This is a genomic window from Candidatus Villigracilis sp. (assembly GCF_057083605.1).
Genome location: NZ_JBXMTI010000006.1, coordinates 39,334 through 61,599 on the forward strand (window position 1 = coordinate 39,334; position 22,266 = coordinate 61,599).

Genomic DNA, 22,266 nt, shown 5'->3' on the forward strand with positions numbered 1-22,266 from the left:
AGGTGGAAAGCGTAATTTGTGACCGTGGGTATTATATAAACCGTTTCGCTGTGTCCCTACTTTTCAGGAGCACTATTACAACTGAGAATAACGCTCCACACGCTTGCCGATGACGGCCAGGCTATCGGCCCAGAATTTTTTGGTGCGGATGTTTATGCCAAAGCGGTCGGCTAGTTCTGCCGCGCGATTTTCTCCGGTGGAGGCCAGCAGATTCTTATAAGCAGGCACAAATTCCGCACCGCGTTTTTCATAAATGGCATACAAACCTGTAGCAAAGAGCAAACCGAAGGCGTAAGGATAGTTATAGAAGGAGAATCCGCTGGAGTAATAATGAGGCTTCCAGGTCCACATGAATTTTTGTAGGTAGTTTTCGTCCAGACCTTCGCCGTAGGTGGCTTTCTGAGCACGTTCCATGATCTCGCTCAGATCGCCTGCAGAGAGTTCGGACTTTTCGCGGCGTTCAAAGACTTCCTTCTCAAAGAGATAACGCGAGTAAATATCCACGATCACGCCGGTGGCATTGTTCATTTGTGCTTCGAGCACGGCTAACTCTTCCTGCGGATTGGCCACCTGCTCGAGCACTGCTTGAGTAACGATGGTCTCGCACATGATGGAGGCGGTCTCAGCCAAAGTCATGGGCGTGGCTTGTTGGAGTTCGGTCTTGCCCGCTTGATAAGCACATTCATTGTGGAAGGCATGACCGAGTTCATGTGCCAATGTGCTGACTTGATCGAAGGAGCCGTCAAAGTTGCTGAGGATGCGGCTTTCCTTCACGCCTGAAACACCCATGCAGAATGCGCCTCCGCGTTTGCCATCGCGTTGTTCGGCATCGATCCAGTTGTTGTCAAAGGCGCGTTTGGCAAATGTGCCAAGCTCGGGAGAAAACTTGTTGAAGTTAGTGACGATGAAATCGCGCGCTTCATCGAATGAATAGACCTTGTCGGTCTTGCCCATCGGAGCGGAAATATCCCACCAGGCCAGTTTTTCCTTGCCGAGCAATTTGGCCTTGTGTTTGAAATATTTCTGGAACATCGGGAACGAATCTTTCATTGCTCCGAGCATGGCGTCCAGTGTGGCGCGGTCTATGCGGGCGAAGTCAATCGAGGCGTGCACTGCATCTTCACGTCCGCGTTTTTTATCGAGAGTCAGCGTTTCACCTTTGACCCCGTTCATACAGGCGGCCAGAGTTTCCTTGACTCCCTCCCAGGCAATATTCTCCGCTTCGTATCCGCGTCGGCGGGTGGGTTCATCGGGATGTGAGCGCAGGTTGATCAACGCAGGCATGGGCATTTTCTGCATTTTGCCATCCAGTTCAAAGTCTACGGTGAGTTGTGAAGTAACCGTCCCCTGGAGTTTGCCAAAGGCGTTGCCCCCGCTCAAGGTCAGTTCGGCGGCGAGTACTTCCTCCGCTTCGCTCATCAAATATTTGGATTGCTCAGCCGCTTCGTTAAGAGAGAACTCGTGAGACTTGGCAGAGTTATTTGTCTTTGCGGCTTTCTTGATTGCAGCCTTGCCCAACTTACCAACCCAGGCCTGGAATTTGGTATTGAGCACGCTGGCCTGCACAGACATTTGCTCGAATTCCGAGAGGGCGCGCATGGCATCCTGGTTGCGTGAATCGGTGGTGACATAGGAATAAATAAAGGGGTTGATGGTGCCTGAAAGCTCAAAGAGTGCGTTGAAGCGGTCTACAGATTCGCCAAGCAATTTGCCGAGTTTCTTCGGCTCGGTCTTTGCATCTGCTTTGCTGGCTTTCTTGAAAAACACTTCCATTTCATCCAGCATGGATTTATATTTCTTGACGGCGCTTTTGAATTCCTTGGATTCAAGTGACGGATAGAGATTGGTCATATCCCAACGTGTGGCAGAAACGGTCATTTTATAATCTCCTTGTGAAATGATAATTAAGTATACCGTGATTGGGTTTGGAACAATACCTACTCAAGAGGGACATAATTCCAGGAACTTTTTGGTGTTTTTTCGGTCATTTTGGAGTAAAGTTAACTTACACAGCGTCACATAATTTGCTAAACCAGAGTTGTGATACTTACTTGCAATTTCCATCAAAAGTTTACTTATTTGTGACACGAGCGATAGACAACGGAGGCATTTTATGAAACAGGACAAATTTCTCACAGGCATTCTGATCGGGATTGGCGTGCTCATCCTGCTGGCGTTGGGGCTGTTCTTCACGCGGCAGGACAAACGCGATTATGTTGCCGATGACACGCCAGATGGTGTGGTGCACAATTATGTGCTGGCTGTTTTGAACAAGGATTATCAAAAAGCCTACGGTTATCTGGCAGATCTCGAACATAAGCCCACTTATGAAGAGTTCCGCCAGTCTTTCTTTAATGGCATGGTCAACCCCGGTGATGTGGGCGTGGATATTGGCCCCGTGGAAACCCATGATGACGAAGCGGTTGTGACTCTTTCCATATACTACTCCAATACCGACCCCTTTTCCAGCCGCTATGCCAGCGAAGACCGCGCTTTGCTGGTGAACCAGAACGGTGACTGGAAGTTGAGCTCCATGCCTTATAACTTCTGGGATTACAACTGGTATCAGGAACCATATAAGCCGTAATAGTTATGTCGTTGCGAGGAAGGCTTCAGCCCGACGAAGCAATCTCCTAGTTTGCAGGAGATTGCTTCGTCGCAAAGAGCAAGAGCACTTCTCGCAATGACGGAGTTTAAACCTATGAAAACCATTCGACGACTTTACTTTTACGCCGTAGCCGCCATCAGCATTGAAGTGGTGATGTGGGGCATCATCAGCCTGCTTCGCTCCATTTTCAGGACAAGCGAAGTTGTGAATAGCGCTTCCGCGCTGGCGCAAGCATTATCACTCATCCTGGTAGGCGTGCCGATCTTTCTTGTGCACTGGTTATGGGCACAGCGCGTCTCTGCAAAAGATGACGAGGAAAAAACGGCCAGTGTTCGCGCAATTTTTTTCTATGGGATTTTGCTTGGCACACTGATTCCCGCTGTACAAAATCTGCTCGCGCTGATCAACCGTACATTCCTCTCAGCGGCAAATCTGTATACCTATCGTGCCATAGTCGGCGGTTCGCAAACCTGGATCGATAACCTGATCGCCATCGTCATCAACCTGCTGCTTGCGGCCTATTTCTGGAACATCTTAAAAGCCGAATGGCGCACCTTGCCTGAAACCGAAAACTTCGCTGAGATCCGCCGCCTATATCGCTTCATCTGGATGCTGTATGGCTTGCTCATGGTGGTCTTCGGTGCACAACAAGCACTGGACTACGCTTTCACACTGTCCACTGGTGATGTACTTGGAGAGCTTGGACGTGAGACCGCTGTCAACGCGATTGCTTTGTTGGTGATCGGTTCCCCGATCTGGTTCTTCTCCTGGCGCATCTTGCAGGACGCTTTGCCTGACGCAGAGCGTGCTGAAAAAGAATCTTATCTACGCCTTGGCATTCTCTACCTGCTTTCGCTCAGCGGTGTGATCGTGGTGCTGTCGGCTGGCGGCAGTTTGATCTACATGATCCTGATGTATGTCTTTGGTAATGGAAAGAGTTTCGCTGAATTCATACAGGATATTGGCGGCCCCATTTCGATTGGTGTGCCGTTTGGGGTGATCTGGGCCTACTATGGAAAATGGCTCAACCAGCAATTTGCATTTGATGAGGACTCTCCCCGTCGTGCAGGCAAACAGAGACTCTACGCCTACATCCTCTCTCTCCTTGGTCTTGCGGCGACATTCTTTGCAGTTGCCTCCCTGTTTTCACTTGTCATTGACCTGCTCACTGAACAGATATATCTAAGCAGCGATGGGTTTACTTCCCCGCTCTCCCGCGCATTAGCAGCTTTGATTGTGGGGCTTCCGCTCTGGCTAATGACCTGGCGTCCTGTGCAGGCAGATGCGTTGGAAGATGGCCCCGTTGGTGACCATGCTCGCCGCTCGGTGATCCGTAAAACATATTTGTATCTTGTGCTGTTCGCCTCCGTTATCGGCGGGATGGGTGCGGCTGGCGGCTTGATCTTTACATTGATCAATGCTGCGCTGGGTGGTGAAACAAGTAATTTTGCAAATTCCACCCTCAATACATTACAAACTTTGATTCTGTTCGTGGTGCTATTGCTGTATCACCTGTCCGCTTTGCGCAAGGATGGCGCATCACGTGCGGATGTATTGGAAGCCAAACAGGAAAGTTTCAAACTCCTCGTGTTGGATAACAGTGATGGTAAGTTTGGTGAATCGATCAAAACATCTTTTGCAAAACGCGCCCCCAAAATTCCTGTGACTGTATTGAACGTCAAAGATGGCATCCCTGCCGACACAAAGGCAGACGCTGTCATATTGCCAGGTTCGCTGGCGGTCAGCCCGCCTCAAAATGTTTCAGCGTGGATCAGCTCCTTTAATGGAAGCAGGCTCATCGTCCCAGATGAAGCGGCGGGCGTTTACTGGATGAATGATTTTGGGCAGGCGGCTGAATCGGTGCGGGCATTGGCTGAAGGGCAGGAACTCCGCCCGCAATCCGCAAGCAGAACAACCCCTGTGTGGACCTATGTTGCCTATGTATTCGCGGCATTGTTTGCATGCCAGGTGTTGTTTATGTTGACGATGCTTGGTGTTTCGTTGGTGACAGGATTCTAAGTCATTGCGAGGGCATCGCCCTCGCAATGACATCATACTAATGATATACTTTTGAAAATTAATCAAAAGAAATCGAGGGCGAACACCCATGAAAGTTACTGTCCTTCAAGAAAACCTGGCACGAGGCTTGAGCATTGTCTCACGCGCCGTGTCACCGCGCAGTACACTCCCCGTATTATCAAATATTTTAATTGCATCTGATGAGGGCCGCCTGCGACTCTCTGCCACCAATCTTGAATTAGGAATTACATGTTGGATCGCGGCACGCATCGAAGAAGATGGTTCAACTACTGTTCCTGCGCGAACCTTCTCGGATTTAGTGAATGCCATGCCAAGCGACCAGGTGCAATTGACCATCGATGTGAAAACACAAAACCTGCACGTGAAGGGCGGTTCATCGAACAACGATATCAAGTGTATCGATGCGCAGGAATTCCCGCCGCTCCCCACACCTGAAATGGACGGTGCGGTGCAATTGAATGTGGCTGATTTCAAAGAGATGATCCATCAGGTTGCGTTTGCCGCTTCCACAGATGAAGCCCGCCCAGTCTTGATGGGTGTGTTGATGAATGTTGAAAAAGACAAGGTCACCATGGCGGCGGCGGATGGCTTCCGTCTTTCGGTGCGTAAGGCACAACTTTCACAAGCCGCATCTCAACCCCTCAACGTTATCATTCCTGCGCGTGCGCTGAATGAACTGGCTCGTATTGCAGCGGATGGTGAAGAATCCATTTATATGGTTGTGCCAAAGAATCGCGGACAGGTGCTGTTCCGTGTGAAAGATGTGGAAGTTGTTTCGCAATTGATCGACGGGACTTTCCCCGATTACCATCAGATCATTCCGCGCAGTTACAAATCGCGCACTCTCGTTTCAACCGCCTCACTTCTCAAAGCTTGCAAGCAGGCTGAAATTTTTGCGCGCGAAGGTTCGAACGTGGCGCGTTTGGATATCAAAGAATCTAAAGGCGAAATGCAGCCCAGCGAAGTTGAAATTTCTGCCACATCTGAAGAAACTGGCAAGAACGAAACCATCGTCGAAGCCACGGTGGATGGTGGCAGCGTGCTGATCGCGTTCAACGTCAAATTTTTGCGCGAAGCCTTGGAAGTCATCAAGACACCGAATGTTGCCTTGGAAACATCTGCGGCGAATGCTCCGGGTGTGGTCAAGCCAGTTGGCGACGATAATTTCCTACACGTCATCATGCCGATGCATTTGGGATAATAAAAAAATGGGCGACTCAGAGTCGCCCATTTTTTATCTTAATGAACAGAACATTTGTTCTAGATGCTTCGCCTCACTTCTAACTGATAACTGCTCCTGTTTCTTCAACCTGACTCTGTACTGGGAGTCGTTTCGTCCATACCAACCATGCAATGAACAATGCCATTCCAATCCATGCAGTTGGTGCGGCAAGAGTTCCGCCAAATGCCATGTTGAAACCAGGTTGGAAGAATATTATTGGCAGCCCGGCAACTGCATTTACTGATCCATGAGCCAGCGCCGCCACCCAGGGACTCTTTGTATTCAAATACATCCACGAAATGATCGTGCCGAGCAACACACAAAAGACGATCATCATAAATACGCCAAGCACTGGATAGCCCGGATAATTATGTCCCTGCATGATCACAGGTGTATGCCAAAATCCCCAAATGATTCCGCTGATCAAGATGGCTTTCCATTGACCAAGGGGCATCAAGTGTGGAAGCAAGAATCCTCGCCAGCCCAATTCTTCACCAATCGCAAATAGTATATTGATGAAAGGCGCCAGTGTGATCGCAAACAGAATTTGCAATATCACAATGATACCCATAGGAACTTCACTACCGTTCGCGGCGGATGCCATTGCATCGCGGATCATCGTGAAGTTCATATCCAGTTTTGCAATGCCGAATAATAATGTCAATAATCCGCCAAGGATGGTCAATGCAATTGGTAGAAACCACGCCCAAAGATAAAAACGCTTTGGTCCCAGGGTATTCAATCGCAAACTATTGAACGGTTTCTTTGCGATGAATAAAGTTGTAACAATGGCGGCAACACCTGGTCCCCACATGGCGATGGCCCATAGCCCTTGAGTCATTAATCGCTTGTTGACTGGTTCCATCTCTCCAAACAAAAGCGGAGCGATGAACAACGGCCACGAAATAAGAAATGTAATTATCAAAAACCAAGTTAGAGATTTTCTTTCAATCATTTTATTTTCCTAATTAGAACGATGGCATGGAACGGCGGCGGATCGTTTCGCGCGTTAGCGGACGTTTGGCAACAATAGTCACTTTCCCGCTCCCTTCGGGTGTGTAGACCTGAGTTGCCTCCCATCCTTCCTCACCCCATTCATTCAATATGGCTTCGATGGCTTCGTCTTTTGTGCCAAACATACTTCCTATCGTTTGTACGCGATATTCCCATTTTTGAAATTCATTGTTCATTTTATTCTCCTGTGTTTCACGTGAAACGAAAATATGCGACTCTTTTAGGGTCGCATATTTGATTTTAGATTCGTGTTTCGTTACGATATAACACGTAGGAATAGACCACCAGAAACACTGTTGACCCGATCAATGGAATGAACATCAGCCAGAAGGCTGTCGTTCCGCCGAAGAATCCTCCAACAATGGCGAAGACTCCTGAAATCATAAACAGGGTTGAGCCAAGTTGATGCGTTTTGTCCCAGACTGAATCACTGGAGAGAGTCCAAGGGGTCCGTATCCCAATGAAGAAGTTGCGCTTTGCTTTCTTCAGCATGTATCCAACAAAGATAAACAGGACGCCCATGAAAGGCAGCATGGCATTGCTCATCTTGAAGCCCTGATAACCGAGGCTCCAGGCTAATGTCAGCCCGTGTACGTAAAGCATGAAAGCCACGATGAAAACGATGAAGAGATTGAAGGTCTCACGGAATTGCGCGATGTTGGCTTTGAGTGGATCAATATTTGGAACTACAAGGAATAAAACGAACATTCCAAGCGTGATAAGTGGCATGAGGAATACGCCCCAGAATTTTGGCATATAACCATCTACTTGATCGTTGACATTCCAGTGTGATGCCATTTGTTCTGGTAGTTGATTCCACAACAATGCACCCGCGATCAAGGCAATTGCGATCAAGATCAAAACAATAATAGTGGTAAGTTTGGTTGTCATTTTTTGTTTCCTTTCGAATTCGTTTCACGTGAAACGTTGGGGCACAGTGGCTGATTGAGAGTCAAAGCCGTTTATATACCGCTGTGCCCCTACATTATTTTTCCTTTGGCAAATTATTCTGCGCCAGTGAGACTATGCCGCTCAAACCGCCGAGATTCATCGTATCCACCGCGGACGATGGCACGATCACCAGCGCGCCCTTTTCCTTCAAACCTTCAAAGAGCATGTTCATGGCCCGCAGGTGTAACGCGGTTGGGTTATTGATGTAAGACTTTGAAGCCTCCGCAAATGAAGCCGCGATCTGCTTTTCAGACTCACCAAGGATCACACGCGCTTGTCTTTCACGTTCGGCTTGCGCCTGACGCGACATGGCATCTTCCAGATCCTGTGGAATCACAATGTCGCGAATTTCCACCGATTGAACGGTAACACCCCAAGGCGTGGTGCGTTCATCAATTACAGCTTGCAGTTCTTTGTCAATCGCACTGCGTCCGATCAAAATATCTGCCAGCATCTTTTTGCCGATGATGTCGCGCAAGGCAGTTTGTGCAGCCCAATCTACAGCGGCGCGATAATCTTCAACTTCAAGCGCGGCTTTCTCAGCATCCCACACAACCCAGAAGAGCACAGCATCTACATCCACAGGTACGGTATCTTTCGTCAGCGTTTTCTGCGCGGCAAACGGCGTGACCATTACACGATGATCGATCCAGGTTGATGCACTGTCTACAATGGGAATGATCCAGAACAAGCCTGGGCCTCTTAAACCGATGAATTTACCGAGCCGCAGAACGATCACCTTTTCCCATTGCGATGCAACCTTCAATGCAAACATCAGATATGTACCGATCAACGTCCAACCAAGAACCCACGCGCCAAGCACTGCATCTGGATATCTGCCATCGCCAAGGATCGCTCCCAATGTTGCGATCACAAGGAATATTCCAAATAACGTTCCTGCAATTGGCGGGATGTGCTGATCAATATTCTTTTTCTGAATTGCGGATTTAAGTAGTCTTGTGTTCATTTTTTATTCTCCTGATCGATAATTATTCATTGTCGCTGTCAGTCGCTTCTTTCCACGACTTCAAACTGTCTCTAACCATCTGGCTGACCTCGCGCTCCGAGAATCCCAACCGAAGGGACTCGCTGATGAATCGATGCGTGAGAGCGGCCAGCGATTCGTGCCTCAACTTTTCACTGACCTCCGGGGGCGGTTTCTCCGTGATGAATGTGCCGCGCCCTTGCTGCGTGGATATAATCCTTACCTCATCCAGCATACGATATGCGCGTGCCACAGTATTGAAGTTGACTCGCAACTCCTGCGCCAGCGCACGAACCGTGGGCAACTGGTCGCCAGGTTTCAAGATTCCATTTGCCAACTGACTTTGGATCTGATTTACGATCTGGGTATAGATGGGTAGCCCGGAATGGAAATCAAGCTGTAAGGTGAGTTTTTTCTCTGTCATGGGCCGCCTTTATATTGTACTAATTGTATCATTGTAACAATTGTAGCATTTAAGCGGATTTTGTCAATATGAATTTTATAACCTGTTCAACAGCAAATTGACTATCAAGCGGAATGTGACAGCATAGCATCGGCTTGCTTTGCAGGATCAATTTTCAGTTATGTAATGAAGCGCTTCTTGTTTACAGTCCTCTTATAATTTAAATTATGCCTGCATGGTAGAATTTACAAAGTACTGCATGATTTGTTGAATCACAATTTAATTTTCCCACTCGTTTTTTACACTTGAAAATTCGGAAAATTATGCGATGAGCAGTGCCCGCATTAAATAAGGAGAATACATATGGAAACAAAGACTGGTACATGGACTGAGAAAAAAGGTTTGGCTCAAATGTTAAAAGGCGGCGTTATCATGGATGTGGTGAATGCCGAGCAAGCCAAAATTGCGGAAGATGCCGGTGCGTGTGCGGTGATGGCATTGGAGCGTGTGCCTGCTGATATTCGTGCGGATGGCGGCGTGGCGCGCATGTCTGACCCGGATATGATCCTGAAGATCATGGATGCAGTCAGCATTCCTGTGATGGCGAAGTGCCGCATTGGTCACTTTGTGGAAGCGCAGATACTGGAAGCCATTGGCGTGGATTACATCGACGAATCTGAAGTGCTCACCCCTGCTGATGAGGAACATCATATTCTGAAGCACAACTTCAAAGTGCCGTTTGTTTGCGGATGCCGTAACATTGGCGAGGCATTGCGCCGCATTGGTGAAGGCGCAGCGATGATCCGTACCAAGGGCGAGGCAGGCACGGGCGATGTGGTGGAAGCGGTGCGCCATGCCCGTAGTGTGATCGGTTCCATTCGTCAGTTACAGACGATGAACGATGAAGAGTTGATGACCTTTGCCAAGAACAACGGTGCGCCTTATGAATGGGTCAAAGAGACCAAAGAACTCGGACGCATGCCTGTCGTCAATTTTGCGGCGGGCGGAGTGGCCACTCCTGCAGATGCGGCTTTAATGATGCAGCTCGGCGTGGATGGTGTGTTCGTTGGCTCTGGTATTTTCAAGAGCGGTGATCCTGCCAAGCGTGCCGCGGCCATTGTCAAATCTGTCACGCATTATCAGGACGCATCCATTCTTGCGGAAGTAAGCAAAAACCTTGGCGAAGCGATGGTAGGACGTAATGCTGCCCAAATGCCCGAAGGTGAGCGACTTGCTGTGCGTGGATGGTGAGTTAATGTAGACACGTAAAAAAGTATATAAGTAGACACGTTCTTGTTACTTATGTACATCTCTACTTGTTTACCTGTATATATAGATTATGAAAATTGGAGTTCTCGCCCTACAGGGCGATTTCGCAGAACATATTTCCATGCTCAACAAGATCGGCGTGGAAACAGTTGAAGTGCGTTTGCCCAAACACCTTGATGGGTTAGATGGATTGATCATGCCAGGCGGTGAATCCACAACGATTGGCAAACTTGCAACGGCTTATGGGTTGATGGAGCCTTTAAGAGAGTTTGGAAAAAGCCACGCAATTTGGGGTACATGCGCGGGCGCGATCTTTCTTTCAAAAGATATTGGCCGTGACCAGCCCCTGCTTGGATTAATGGATATCAAAGTCCAGCGCAATGCTTTTGGCAGGCAGGTGGATTCGTTTGAAACCGATCTCGAAATTGACGAGTTGATGAAAGCCACTGGCACGGAAAATCCATATCATGCCGTCTTCATCCGTGCGCCGATCATTGAATCAGTCAGCGGAAAAACGAAGGTGCTTGCAACTTTGGAAGATGGCCGCATCGTTGCGGCGCAGGAAGGCCATTTGCTGGCTACTTCCTTCCACCCTGAGTTGACCGGCGATACTCGTTTTCACGAATTTTTTATTTCTCTGGCAAGTTAACTCGTCATTGGGAGGAGGGCGTTCTTCCCGACGAAGCAATCTCTCCTAATCATGTCGGAGATTGCTCACCGCACTGGCACGTGGTGCAAGTGTCGGGCGAAAGAGCATCGCCCTCGCAATGACGTGAAGCATAAATATGACTATTCGCTCACTTGACCTGCTTGATATTCCCACCATTGCTCGCTATCGAAACGATGTATTAACCCTCGATAGCGCGCGTGCCCTCACGCGTGGCCATCCTTTGGGAGCGATGGGACTGCTCGCATACATCAATCCTGCGCGCCATTTATATGCAGCGATTGATAATGGCGGCGAGTCCGCTTTGCTGGGTGGGATCATTCATACAAAAGGCGAGTCGTTTGCAAAATTGTTATATCTGGCACCTTCGTCCAACTTGCACGATCCTCGCTTGCTGGCCCTGATCGAACATCTTGCAGTCCAAGCGGGAGAGTGGAAGGCTGTTCACCTGATTGCGGAAGTGGAAGAGACCAGCGATGTTTTCCCCGCCTTGCGGATGAGTGGGTTCTCCGTTTATGCATGGCAGAGAGTATGGGATGTGAGTCAGCTTGAGAAAACAGAATCAAGTTCCAGCTTAAAGTGGAGGCGCATGCAATCGGTGGATTTGCCCGCGGTGCAGAGTCTGCATTATCAAATCGTGCCGCAATTGCTGCATCCTGTTGAGCCTGCGCCAAATCATGTGATCGGATTTGTACACCAGGATATCAAATGTTATGCGAGCGTTACATCTGGAATGTATGGTGTGGTGCTAACGCCCCTCATTCATCCCGATGAAAATAATGTCAGTGAAAAGATCGCATCCCTTATTGAAGGTTTGCCAGACCGCCGCGGACGTCCCGTTTATATAAATGTGCGTTCGTATCAAGCCTGGCTTGAACCGGTGTTGGCAGACCTTGGTGCGCAGGCATCCGTGAGGCAGGCCGTAATGGTGAAACATCTTGCGCGTTTGGTAACCAACGGGCAGCCCGCGCGCACTGTTCCTGCAAACGCCGGAGTGCAGCCCTCGCGCATGAGTAGAATGGATGTGGATGAGTAGCTGGTCTATCTATGATAACGGGCGAAGCATCGGTACGGTGAGCGCAGAGGGAGGCGTGATCCTGCATGATGAAGAACACTCCAGCGGCGCACGGATTACATTCAAGCGCGGCAATGCATACGTTTCCGTTTCCGTTAATATCTATGGCTGGATGGATCACACACGTTTTTTCACCATCGACTCTGATGCGCAGCGTGAATATAAAGCCATGAAATCTTCGCTGGGTATGGTACTCAATATGATCAAGTCATCAGATGCAAAAGATTTAAAAATTTGGGAAGCGCTCTCGGATTTTGTAAGGCGGTTTCCGTAAATGCTGAAGGCACTGCTATTCGATTTTGATGGGCTGATTCTTGATACTGAAACGCCCGAGGTTTTGGTTTGGCAATCGATCTATCGCGAACACGGATTTGATCTCCCGGTTCATGAATGGGAAAAGACGATTGGCGGATACGGCATCTCAACCTTTGATGCGGCGGAACATCTTTCGCTTCTTTCTCAGGGACGGCTGGATCCTGTTTCGATGCGCACTCGCTACCGAAGAGAATCTGATCTGCTGATACAGGCGAGTTCGATCATGCCGGGCGTGATGAATATGATCGAACTCGCCAGGGAGCAAGGTATACATCTTGCAATTGGTTCCAGCTCGCCGCATTCATGGGTGGATACGCACGCAAAACGACTCGGTATCTTCCATTATTTCAAGCCTATTATTTGTCAGGATGACGTGCCGCCTGGCAGGACAAAGCCTAACCCGGATATCTACCTGAGGGCGCTGGAGCAACTCAAAGTCCAGAATACGGAAGCGGTAGTCTTTGAGGATTCGGTCAACGGTGTGGAGGCAGCCCGCCGCGCAGGGATTTTTGTAGTGGCCGTCCCAAATCCATTAACTGCCAAGATGGGCGTTAGCGGCGATATGACAGTTGCATCGCTGACAGAATTATCCTTGCAGGATTTGCAAGCGAAGATTCCTTAGATAACTTTGTGTCATGCTGAGCGGAGCGAAGCATCTTCAACCATAGCGAGCGAGACCCTCACCTGCACCGAATGCAGGTACGGTGTCGTTCGCGAAGAGCGCTTCCTCAGGGTGACACAAGAACGGAATGAAGTATATGCCTAAAAAAATTGCGCTTATGATCGTGAGCGTGCTTGCATTGGCAGGCACAACATTTTTTTGGGCGAGGGGAAATGAAGAACCTGAAAGTATCGTTACTCCGGTTGTGACGATGCCATTCGTTCCCACTTTTACACCAGCCATTATTCCCGAAACCATTCCAATTGAAGATAGCCCGCTCAAAGATGCGATCATTGCCTCTGGCGATTATTTGGTGCGGCAGCAACTCCCGAACGGCGAGCTTTCATATCAGGTGGACATATTAACCAATGAGAGATCCTACACACCTTCTTATATTCGGTTGGTCGCGGGGGCTGGGTCCCTTTTCACGGTGTGCAGGGTTTCAGGGGATTCAAAATATTGTGAAGCGGGCGACCGTGCGCTTGACCATTATCTTGAAATGCTGATCACTGACCCGCAAAAATTTACCGGTACATGCCTTTATACAAATGGCGGCTGTCCGCTTGGCGGCGCTGCATTAACTATCGACGCAATTTACAAACGCTGGCAGGCTACTGGGGAATTTATTCTTGAAGACCGCAATTTACTCACAACTGCAATTGACTTGGGCTATTTCATTGTTTCAATGCGCAAGCCAGCGGGCGGCTTTTATCAATCCTATGATCCGCACTTCAATGGCACGGTGGACCCGGATTATTTCGTCACTTATTTCACCGGTGAAAGCCTGTACGCGCTTTTGCAATTGTATGAAATGACAGGCAATGAGTTCTGGCTCAAACAGGCGCACGAAGTGAACGATTACATGATCCAGCAGCCTATTACGGAAGACCACTGGCACAGTTATGCCTTTGCCATGCTCGCCCACCAGGATAAACTTGGCAAGGCCGATCATAGTTATGCTGTGGAAATTGCGAATACAGTTATAGAAGGGCAAATCCGCTCGCTTAATAAGGCCAACACCAGTATTGCTACCGCCACAAAAGTTGAAGCGCTTGCGGCGCTGGCGCAGGCGTTTTATCTTTCAGATGCCGACCATGAGTGGCTGGATCAGGAGATACGTACTTTCATCACTTTTGTACGAGCCAGGCAGATACCGGATAATGACTGTAGTTTTGATCTGAGCGACGATACGATATTAAATTATGGAGGCGGCATCTTCAGCAGTTGTGAAGACCCATCCATTCGAATTGACGGGGTACAACATTGGATCAACGGGGTGACTGCGTATTTGGAATATCAGAGTATGATTAACGAAAAGTAGCATCTTTGAAAGTGGTTTGGTGTTATGGTACTAGTACCAATTTCAAAAATACCATGTCGCTCTGAGGGAGCGTTCTTCGCCACCGAAGAGTCTCACACCTTCGAGAGGTGAGATCCTTCGCTACCGCTCAGGATGACATTTTTGAGATGACTTGTAATAAAGAAATGGAGTAAAAAATGAGTATAGGAAAAATCAAATGGCAGTCGATAGTTTCAAACTATGCCTACCCTGAAACCTGGCGTAGTTTGTGGCAGGTGTTCAATTCAGTCGTTCCCTTTTTTGTCTTGTGGTACCTGGCGTACCGCAGTCTTGAAATCGGATACTGGCTGACGCTTCTGATTACCGTGCTCGCGGCTGGATTCATGGTGCGGATGTTTATCATCTTCCATGATTGCTGTCACGGTTCGTTCTTCAGTACCCCGCTTGCAAATAATAGATTGGGATTATTGCTGGGTGTGGCAGTATGGACACCTTATTATGCGTGGAAGCATTCCCATGCCATTCACCACGCTACTGCCGGTGACCTTGACCGCCGCGGCATTGGCGACGTCTACACCATGACGGTGGAAGAGTATCTCGCCTCGCCCTGGTACAAAAAAATTGGCTACCGCATCATGCGAAGCCCGTTGATTCTGTTCACCGTTGGTGCGCTGATCGTATTTGCGTTCGGGCATCGTTTCTGGGACAAAGATGCCGGCAAACGCGAGAAGAACAGCGTGATCTGGACCAACATTGCCCTGTTTGGTTTCATCGGCTGGACGATCTATCACATCGGCTGGCAGGCTTATTTGCTGGTCGAAATTCCCATCTTGCTCATGGCTTGCGGCGCGGGGGTGTGGTTGTTCTATGTTCAACACAACTTCGAGCCCACCTATTGGGAACGCCATAAGGATTGGGAGTTCTTCAAAGCCGGTATGGACGGTAGTTCATTCTACAAACTCCCCAAGGTTTTGCAGTGGTTCACGGGCAACATCGGTTTTCATCACATCCATCACCTCAGCCCGAAGATACCCAATTACAAACTTGAAGAATGTCATAACGAAAACCCGATCTTCCAGATCGAACCGCTTACGCTAAAAGACAGTTTGAAGTCGCTCTACTTCCGTTTATGGGATGAAAAAGAAAAGATGCTCGTCGGCTGGCGCGCAATAAAAAAGTACAGAATGCAAATGCAAAGCGATAAGATGTAAATAAAAAGGACTGGCTCTGAAAAGCCAGTCCTTTTTGATTCTGCTAAGTTATATGACTTTTTCACGCAATGCCGAGCTGATGTAGTCCATTGTTGCCACCACGATTGCAATGGCGAGCATTTGGGCGCTGGCTGCGCGGTAGTTGAGCAGGTTGATATTCTGCTGTAACAAAAAGCCGATTCCACCGCCGCCCACAAAACCAATGATGGTGGACATGCGCACGTTAATGTCCCAACGGTACATAGTGTAGGAAATATATGGGGGAATGATCTGTGGGATGACTGCATAGATGATGGTCTGCAAACGATTGGCCCCCGTCGCTTCAATCGCCTCCAGCGGACCGGATAGGATGCTTTCAACCTGTTCAGAATATAGCTTTGCCAGGCTGACGATGGTATGCAGACCCAATGCCATCACACCCGCAAATGGACCTATACCCACAGCGATCACGAACACGATGGCCATCACCAATGCTTCCACTGAACGCAGGGCGTTGAGGAAGGTGCGGGTGATGGAATAGATCACCATTCCAATGGGCAGGGAATCTTTGGGTTTGGTCAACACCGCCAACAGGAGGCCGGCGGTAGCGCCCACTGCAATTGGACCCCAGAGCGTGTACATTGGCTCGCCAATCTGGTAGAGCCATTCCACTAACTGCCCAAGCAGGCCCAGAACGGTTGCTCCAGCGATGGTGGTCAGGATCAGGTTCAGTGTTTTTATTCCAGAGGCGGGTAATTTCTCTGAGCCAAGTTGACCAATGCGCCCCATGATACTGCTGAGTGTGCCGCCAGCAGCCAGGGCTCCCAACGCGGGGGTAGTAATGGCAAGAATGTCGCCCACTTGGAACAGGAAGTACCCCAGGAAACCAAATGAACCCAGCGATGCTTCAAGGGATCGTCCGGCGCTCATTGCCAGGCTGGCTAATTGGAATAACCCATAAAAACCGACCAGTACCGTCAATAGAATTACACCCAAGCGTGCCAACCGTGTGCTTTGACTTGGCAGGGAAATTTCCTCCTGAGGCAAAGCCCAGCGTATACCGAGCCATACTAATACAGGAGATAAGAGAATGCTTGCCAGGTTGACAAAAGCATTCGAGCCAATGGATGCGCTGAAATTCCCAACCCAACGCACAGCCACAAAGCCGATCAGGATCCCAATCGGCCAGCCCAAAACGGAAAGGGAGATGCTGGTCAATGGGCTTTTGACTGTCTTCATCAAGTTGCGTGCGGCGATAAAGCTCAGTGGTATGGCGAGAATGGTGCCAAAGACGGTAGCCAACAATGCGAGGAATACCGTCTCGACGATCTTCTCCCAGGTATCATGTGCAGTTTTGGAAAAACGCGGAGCACCGACATTCCTGCGAAGTGTGGCACGAATAAATTGAACATCATCGCTGATTCGGTTGGGGAGTTCCATGTCTACGATGAAATGCCCATCCGCATCAGTTTCAGCATTTACGCGGCCAAGGGATACAACATTGGTTGGGTCATTGCCGGGGATGAACCGGATGGGGCCAACAGTGTAGGGAGCAAAATTGTATCCCTCCACCTGGATCACATCGCCGGGGTTGGCGCAAGCCGGGGTGATAACAATATAAGGCTCAGTTGTATTGTGTTCCGGCGCAGGTGCCTGGCTGCCATCCGCTAAACAGGGAACATAGATGGGGTAGTTAACCACCTCTTGAACCTGTTCATATTCAAAGATCGCAGGTTGTGCCAGGGCGCGTGTTACACGCACCAGACTCTGCTGGCGGTTTTCGCTGCGGAGCTCCTCCAGGTCTACCTGGGTAATCTCAAAACCGTACGCAAAAATGATCAAGGCCAGTAAAGTGTACAGGCCGACTTTTATGGATTTCCAGGGGGATGATTTCTTATTATTCTTCATGACAGCTTACCCTACCCGCTCTGCATCACGGCCATAAATTTCCTTGAATTTGTTGTCGTCAATATCTTTTGGCAATCCTTCAAACACCAGCTTGCCTTCATTGAGCGCAACCACCCGATCTGCATAGCGATGTACCAGGTCAAGAAAATGTAAACTACATAACACGCTGACCCCATCATTTTTGTTGATATCTTCCAGATGACTCATGATGCTGTGCGCGAGGACAGGGTCCAGGCTGGCAACAGGCTCATCGGCCAGAACCATCTTCGGGTCCTGCATGAGCGCGCGCGCAATGCCAACGCGCTGCTGCTGTCCGCCGCTCAATTCATCGGCTCGTTGATAAGCCTTTTCCGCGATGCCAACTCTTTTCAATTGCTGAATGGCCTTTTCAATATCCTCTTTTGGAAAGCGGTTCAACAGACTCCAGGCGGGGTTGACATAGCCTAGCCTGCCTGCGAGCACGTTGGTGATCACCCTCGAGCGATGGACAAGGTTGAAGTGTTGAAAGACCATGCCGATCTTGCGTCGGATGCGGCGCATTTCCTCCTGTGATGCGGCTGTGATGTCTTCGCCATTCCAGATGATCTGCCCCGCGGTCGGTTCGATCAGACGGTTGATGCAGCGCAACAAGGTGGATTTGCCCGATCCGCTTAGCCCGATGACCGCCAGGAACTGGCCGTCTGGCACTTCAAAGCTGACGTTGTCGAGCGCCTTTACTCCACCGTCATAAATTTTGGTCAGGTTTTTAATTTGAAGCATAATGGGTATCCTGAAAACTGTGATGCCAGCGCGTTGGGGCGCTGAGGGTCTTCAAAGGTATTATAAAATATATCCGTCCCTGTTGGTGTTATTTTCTGAAATAAAACCCTAAAGGTCTTCCCTGCAAAACAAGGAGTTATCTGGCGGGAAGTTCCTGCACGAAAATGCATCTTTGATTGCAAAGGAGACCTTTAGGGTCTTTCAGGTTTACGAAATAAAGAAATTTGGGGCAGGGATTTTATCCCTGCCCCAAATTTTTACGAACGGCAGAACTTATTCTGGAAGTTTGTAGCCGGTGGCTTCGACCATGGCGCGGACCATGTCATATTCGGAATCTTCCGCGGGAGCAATACCGGACCAGCCATAGAAGTCAGCAGAGCCGATGGATGTGTCCCAGGCTTCGGTTTCAGCGAAGGCAAGCAGAGCTTCTTCGATCTGAGCACGAACATCAGCGGGGAACTCGGGGCCAAAGGACAGGGTGTCATTCGGGATGGCAGCAGATACTGCAAGAATGCGAACCTTCTGCACTACATCCGGCGCTTCGGTGCGGACGTTGGCGCGGGCATCAAGAATGCGGTAACCGTCGCAAAGCAATTTCTTGCCTTCGGCATCGGGGGCGCAGTTCGGGACGGATTCTTCGGGGATTTCGTATTGAGACAGTTCGGTGATCGTGCCAGCCAGATAGTCATCATAGGTGAAGAGAGGAGCGCCTTCAGGGCTCAAAGGAACGCTGTAGAAGACGGTTCCGAAGTCAACTTCACCATTGTATACAGCGGTGACGGTCTGGTTGTGGCCGCCGGTCTGGACCTGCTCACCGGGGGTGATGCCGGCTTCGGTCAATTCAACAAACGGGACCATGTAACCGGAGGTCGAGCCTTGATCGCCATAACCCCAGGTTGCGCCTTCGAGATCGGCAAGGGTTTGGAATTCGCTGTCGCGAGCGACAATGTATTCAGCCCAATACACGGGATAGCCAAAGCGGATGGCCTTGAAGGCAACGTCCACGCCGCACAACTGGCTGGCGATGGCGTAACCGAGGCCAGGGATGAAGGCCATGGTATCTGTGGGGGAGGCACACATTTCTTCAATGGTGGCGGCGTAGGAAGTCGGGACAGTCACTTCGAAGGTGAGGCCGGTGGCTTCGTTCAAAGCGGCGGCCATTACTTCACCACCGGTTGTGATGATGTTCGCATCCACAGAGGGGACGAACAACACTTTGATCGGGTGCTCGGGGGAACCCACAGCAGGTTCGGGCGGCTCGGTGGCAACAGGCGCTTCCGTGGGCGCTTCGGTGGGAGCTTCAGTGGCAACCGGGGCTTCTGTAGCCGGAGCACCGCAGGCGCTGAGGATCATCGAAGCGGCAACGATGAGAGTCAGCATGACAAAAAACAGACGTTTATTCATATCTTCTCCTCTTAAGAGATATATAAGGTTTTTGGGGTGACAACCACCCCTGACATAAAGATGATAACGCAAATCAACGGCATGAACAAGTACCCTTTTCTTAAAATATGATTATTTATTACACTATGCAAATTGATCGAACAAATAATTCTTGTGAAAAGCACCAAAGCTTAGCCACCGAGATATAGAGTTTTAATTTGTTTTTCCCAGTGTCTTCGTGTCTCGGTGGCTCAAAACGGCTTCAAAGATTGCTCGGTTTAGTTGATTGCCGGTATCAGAATCATGCAGTGACTTCATTTCCGATTCGAACAACCTCTTTTGCCAACAAGTCAAAGTCATCCTGCGTGCTGCGATGATTTGCTATGGCAATACGCAAACAATATTTATTATTCAAGGTTGTATAGGTTGGGGCGGCAATTCCCTGCTCATGAATCTGCATCAGGATTTCTTTGTTGAGTGCATTGAGCGCGTCATCATCCAACCCGCCCGGGTTGAAGCGGAAGCAGACAATGTCCATGCCGATTGGCGCCATCAATTCCATCTTTGGTTCTTTCTCAACCAGTCCACCAAAATAATGTGCCTGCTCAACGTTTCGAGCCATCATTCTCCCAAAGCGATCCAGCCCATGTTCTTTGATCGACATCCATACCTTCAAGGCGCGAAATTGACGTGAGAGTTGCAGACCGTAATCACTAAACCAGAGATGCCCTGCCGCCAGTCCGCGAGTTTCGTGTGCAAGATACTCCGGTGTCAGCGAAAACGTTTTGCGATGAGCGGGTTCAGAACGCACGATGATGCAGCCAGCCTCAAAGGGGATGTGCATCCATTTGTGGAGATCAAGCGCAACTGAGTCGGCTCGCTCGATTCCAATCAGTTTTGGTTTTACATTTTCTGCAAGCACAGCTACAGCCCCAATCGCACCGTCCACGTGGAACCAGAGATCATCGCGCTTGCAGAGATCGGCCAATGCATTCAGATCATCGATTGCGCCGGTGTTGATAGTGCCTGCGTTTCCGATAATACAGATCGGGCGATAACCGGCTTTGCGGTCATCTGCCATGGTTTGTTCCAATGCATTCAGATCGATGGTGAAATCGCTCTTCACGGGAATTTTTCGCAGGCTGGCACTTCCCATCCCAAGTAACTCAACTGCTTTTTGACTGCAACTATGCACTTCGGTGGAGGCATAGACTGTCAACTTTTGAGGAGCAGCCTGCATCCCCAACTCCCGAACGTCGAAGCCTGCCTTGGTATTCCTCGCGACTGCGATGCCTACGAAGTTTGCCATTGAACCGCCACTTACCAGCAGACCACTGGCATCCTTTGGAAAGCCCATCATATCTTTGATCCAATTGACCACTTGCTCTTCCACCAGATTCGCAGCATGATTACCCCCGCCAAGGTTGGGATTCATGATCGCAGCCATAAAATCAGCCAATGCGCCGAAGACAGTTCCAGCGCCCATGTACCATCCCCAGAAACGTGGATGGGTATTTCCCATCGGATAGGGAAGGATGGTTTCTAAAAATTCCTGATAGGTTGCATCTGCACCAGTGGGTTCATGCGGAGCGGGAGCGCGAAATTGGGCGGCGATTTCATCCGGGATGGGCTGCCAAACGGGACGTTCGCGAATCGTTTCGAGGTTGTTGATCGCATCATCCACCATGCGGTGTGCAAGTGCGCGCATTTCATCCCAGTTTTCGGGGTCGAGGGTTTCGTAGCGTTGTTTGATGTTCATCTGCTCCTACCTTTGTTTACTCGATAAAGTTGATATAAAAAAAGTATAGCATGGAAAACACTAAGCAAAACTCCCATCAAATTTGACGGGAGTTTTCAATCCGGGCTAATCGGTAACTGAAGTTTCTCTTCTAATTTCTGATGACGATGGCTGGCAAGGAACGGGCTTGAGCATGATCCAATCCGTTATAAGAATGATTCGGTTATGGCATTGAATTCTTTCAGCAAGAAATTATTACGACGACTTGATTCTTATTCTATATCCTTGTTCTAGTAAAAGTGCTCCTGGGCTACTCTGTCGATCTAATAGTGTAGGATGGTCATAGATATTATCCAAAAGATCAAACTCGTGGAGCGCAATGAGATTCATTATAAAAAGACCAGACGTTGCAAGTAAGGCATTGCCGAGATTGGCTTGATAAAACTCTTCATGTCGCCTATGTTTTACTTTGTTATAGCTTGTCCACCAAGTAGGCGGTATTTCCCTTGACCAGTTTTCAAATGGTTTCAATTCGAGGGAATATCTTTTTATTAATACCTCTTCTAAACCTATATCATATTTTGCGGTAATCGGATCATAATACTGACCTATGGAATCAGCTGTACTGGTTAAATCTATACTTCTACAAACCACTTTGAATAAAGTGTCTAACTCGGAACATGTTAATAACAATAGACGGGCAAACTCAAAAGAATATACACTTTTATGTTCCTCAGTATATTCTACAAATCGGAGAGTATTGTTGAAATCAGTTTCT

20 protein-coding genes and 1 pseudogene are annotated in these 22,266 nt (G+C 49.1%); 10 read left to right on the forward strand and 11 right to left on the reverse strand.

What is annotated here, in order from left to right; translation table 11 throughout:
- Positions 1-75: 75 nt before the first annotated feature.
- Positions 76-1,878, reverse strand: a complete 1,803-nt coding sequence (locus AC14M5_RS01570; RefSeq protein ID WP_484027866.1) for a M3 family oligoendopeptidase — start codon at positions 1,876-1,878, stop codon at positions 76-78.
- 235 nt (positions 1,879-2,113) lie between these two features.
- On the opposite strand from AC14M5_RS01570, the gene AC14M5_RS01575 reads away from it, so the two are divergent.
- The 3 genes from AC14M5_RS01575 to dnaN all read left to right on the forward strand — a co-directional run bounded on the left by AC14M5_RS01575 (position 2,114) and on the right by dnaN (position 5,849).
- Positions 2,114-2,587 carry a hypothetical protein gene (locus AC14M5_RS01575; RefSeq protein ID WP_484027867.1) on the forward strand — a complete coding sequence of 158 codons (474 nt, stop codon included), beginning with the start codon at positions 2,114-2,116 and terminating at the stop codon, positions 2,585-2,587.
- A gap of 114 nt (positions 2,588-2,701) precedes the next feature.
- A complete protein-coding gene (locus AC14M5_RS01580; protein WP_484027868.1) occupies positions 2,702-4,627 on the forward strand; it encodes a DUF5671 domain-containing protein in 1,926 nt (641 codons plus the stop codon).
- An 88-nt stretch (positions 4,628-4,715) separates the two neighbouring features.
- Positions 4,716-5,849: a DNA polymerase III subunit beta gene (gene dnaN, locus AC14M5_RS01585; RefSeq protein ID WP_484027869.1), complete on the forward strand. Its 1,134-nt coding sequence runs from the start codon at positions 4,716-4,718 to the stop codon at positions 5,847-5,849.
- Positions 5,850-5,928: 79 nt separating this feature from the next.
- On the opposite strand, the gene AC14M5_RS01590 is transcribed toward dnaN, so the two are convergent.
- From AC14M5_RS01590 to AC14M5_RS01610, 5 genes are all read right to left on the reverse strand, one after another.
- A complete protein-coding gene (locus AC14M5_RS01590; protein ID WP_484027870.1) occupies positions 5,929-6,825 on the reverse strand; it encodes a lysostaphin resistance A-like protein in 897 nt (298 codons plus the stop codon).
- 13 nt (positions 6,826-6,838) lie between these two features.
- Positions 6,839-7,060: a DUF4177 domain-containing protein gene (locus AC14M5_RS01595; RefSeq protein WP_484027871.1), complete on the reverse strand. Its 222-nt coding sequence runs from the start codon at positions 7,058-7,060 to the stop codon at positions 6,839-6,841.
- 64 nt (positions 7,061-7,124) lie between these two features.
- Positions 7,125-7,775: an SdpI family protein gene (locus AC14M5_RS01600; RefSeq protein WP_484027872.1), complete on the reverse strand. Its 651-nt coding sequence runs from the start codon at positions 7,773-7,775 to the stop codon at positions 7,125-7,127.
- 94 nt (positions 7,776-7,869) lie between these two features.
- Entirely contained in the window at positions 7,870-8,802 is a 933-nt protein-coding gene (locus AC14M5_RS01605; protein ID WP_484027873.1) for a slipin family protein, read from the reverse strand.
- Positions 8,803-8,824: 22 nt separating this feature from the next.
- The gene (locus tag AC14M5_RS01610) at positions 8,825-9,244 is read right to left on the reverse strand and encodes a GntR family transcriptional regulator (RefSeq protein WP_484027874.1); all 420 of its coding nucleotides are present in this window, start codon (positions 9,242-9,244) and stop codon (positions 8,825-8,827) included.
- Between the two features lie 342 nt (positions 9,245-9,586).
- Here AC14M5_RS01610 and pdxS point away from each other — a divergent pair, with 342 nt between their 5' ends.
- From pdxS to AC14M5_RS01645, 7 genes are all read left to right on the forward strand, one after another.
- Entirely contained in the window at positions 9,587-10,474 is an 888-nt protein-coding gene (gene pdxS / locus AC14M5_RS01615) for a pyridoxal 5'-phosphate synthase lyase subunit PdxS (RefSeq protein WP_484027875.1), read from the forward strand.
- Positions 10,475-10,562: 88 nt separating this feature from the next.
- Positions 10,563-11,141 carry a pyridoxal 5'-phosphate synthase glutaminase subunit PdxT gene (gene pdxT, locus AC14M5_RS01620; protein WP_484027876.1) on the forward strand — a complete coding sequence of 193 codons (579 nt, stop codon included), beginning with the start codon at positions 10,563-10,565 and terminating at the stop codon, positions 11,139-11,141.
- A 136-nt stretch (positions 11,142-11,277) separates the two neighbouring features.
- A complete protein-coding gene (locus AC14M5_RS01625) occupies positions 11,278-12,195 on the forward strand; it encodes a hypothetical protein (RefSeq protein WP_484027877.1) in 918 nt (305 codons plus the stop codon).
- Positions 12,188-12,508: a hypothetical protein gene (locus AC14M5_RS01630; protein WP_484027878.1), complete on the forward strand. Its 321-nt coding sequence runs from the start codon at positions 12,188-12,190 to the stop codon at positions 12,506-12,508. Before AC14M5_RS01625 ends, AC14M5_RS01630 begins: the two co-directional genes overlap by 8 nt.
- Positions 12,509-13,171: an HAD family hydrolase gene (locus tag AC14M5_RS01635; protein ID WP_484027879.1), complete on the forward strand. Its 663-nt coding sequence runs from the start codon at positions 12,509-12,511 to the stop codon at positions 13,169-13,171.
- A 136-nt stretch (positions 13,172-13,307) separates the two neighbouring features.
- Positions 13,308-14,531, forward strand: coding sequence for a prenyltransferase/squalene oxidase repeat-containing protein (locus AC14M5_RS01640; RefSeq protein ID WP_484027880.1), 1,224 nt, complete (start codon positions 13,308-13,310; stop codon positions 14,529-14,531).
- Positions 14,532-14,707: 176 nt separating this feature from the next.
- On the forward strand, positions 14,708-15,721 hold the full coding sequence (locus AC14M5_RS01645) for a fatty acid desaturase (protein WP_484027881.1): 1,014 nt from the start codon (positions 14,708-14,710) through the stop codon (positions 15,719-15,721).
- A gap of 48 nt (positions 15,722-15,769) precedes the next feature.
- Here AC14M5_RS01645 and AC14M5_RS01650 read toward each other — a convergent pair whose 3' ends face one another.
- From AC14M5_RS01650 to AC14M5_RS01670, 5 genes and pseudogenes are all read right to left on the reverse strand, one after another.
- The gene (locus AC14M5_RS01650) at positions 15,770-17,608 is read right to left on the reverse strand and encodes a PhnE/PtxC family ABC transporter permease (RefSeq protein WP_484027882.1); all 1,839 of its coding nucleotides are present in this window, start codon (positions 17,606-17,608) and stop codon (positions 15,770-15,772) included.
- Between the two features lie 6 nt (positions 17,609-17,614).
- Positions 17,615-18,367 carry a phosphonate ABC transporter ATP-binding protein gene (gene phnC, locus AC14M5_RS01655; protein WP_484027883.1) on the reverse strand — a complete coding sequence of 251 codons (753 nt, stop codon included), beginning with the start codon at positions 18,365-18,367 and terminating at the stop codon, positions 17,615-17,617.
- A 273-nt stretch (positions 18,368-18,640) separates the two neighbouring features.
- Positions 18,641-19,771: a phosphate/phosphite/phosphonate ABC transporter substrate-binding protein gene (locus AC14M5_RS01660; protein ID WP_484027884.1), complete on the reverse strand. Its 1,131-nt coding sequence runs from the start codon at positions 19,769-19,771 to the stop codon at positions 18,641-18,643.
- Positions 19,772-20,051: 280 nt separating this feature from the next.
- Positions 20,052-21,509, reverse strand: a complete 1,458-nt coding sequence (locus AC14M5_RS01665) for a pyridoxal phosphate-dependent decarboxylase family protein (RefSeq protein WP_484027885.1) — start codon at positions 21,507-21,509, stop codon at positions 20,052-20,054.
- A 234-nt stretch (positions 21,510-21,743) separates the two neighbouring features.
- Positions 21,744-22,266: pseudogene (locus AC14M5_RS01670) on the reverse strand (hypothetical protein); the annotation flags it as partial.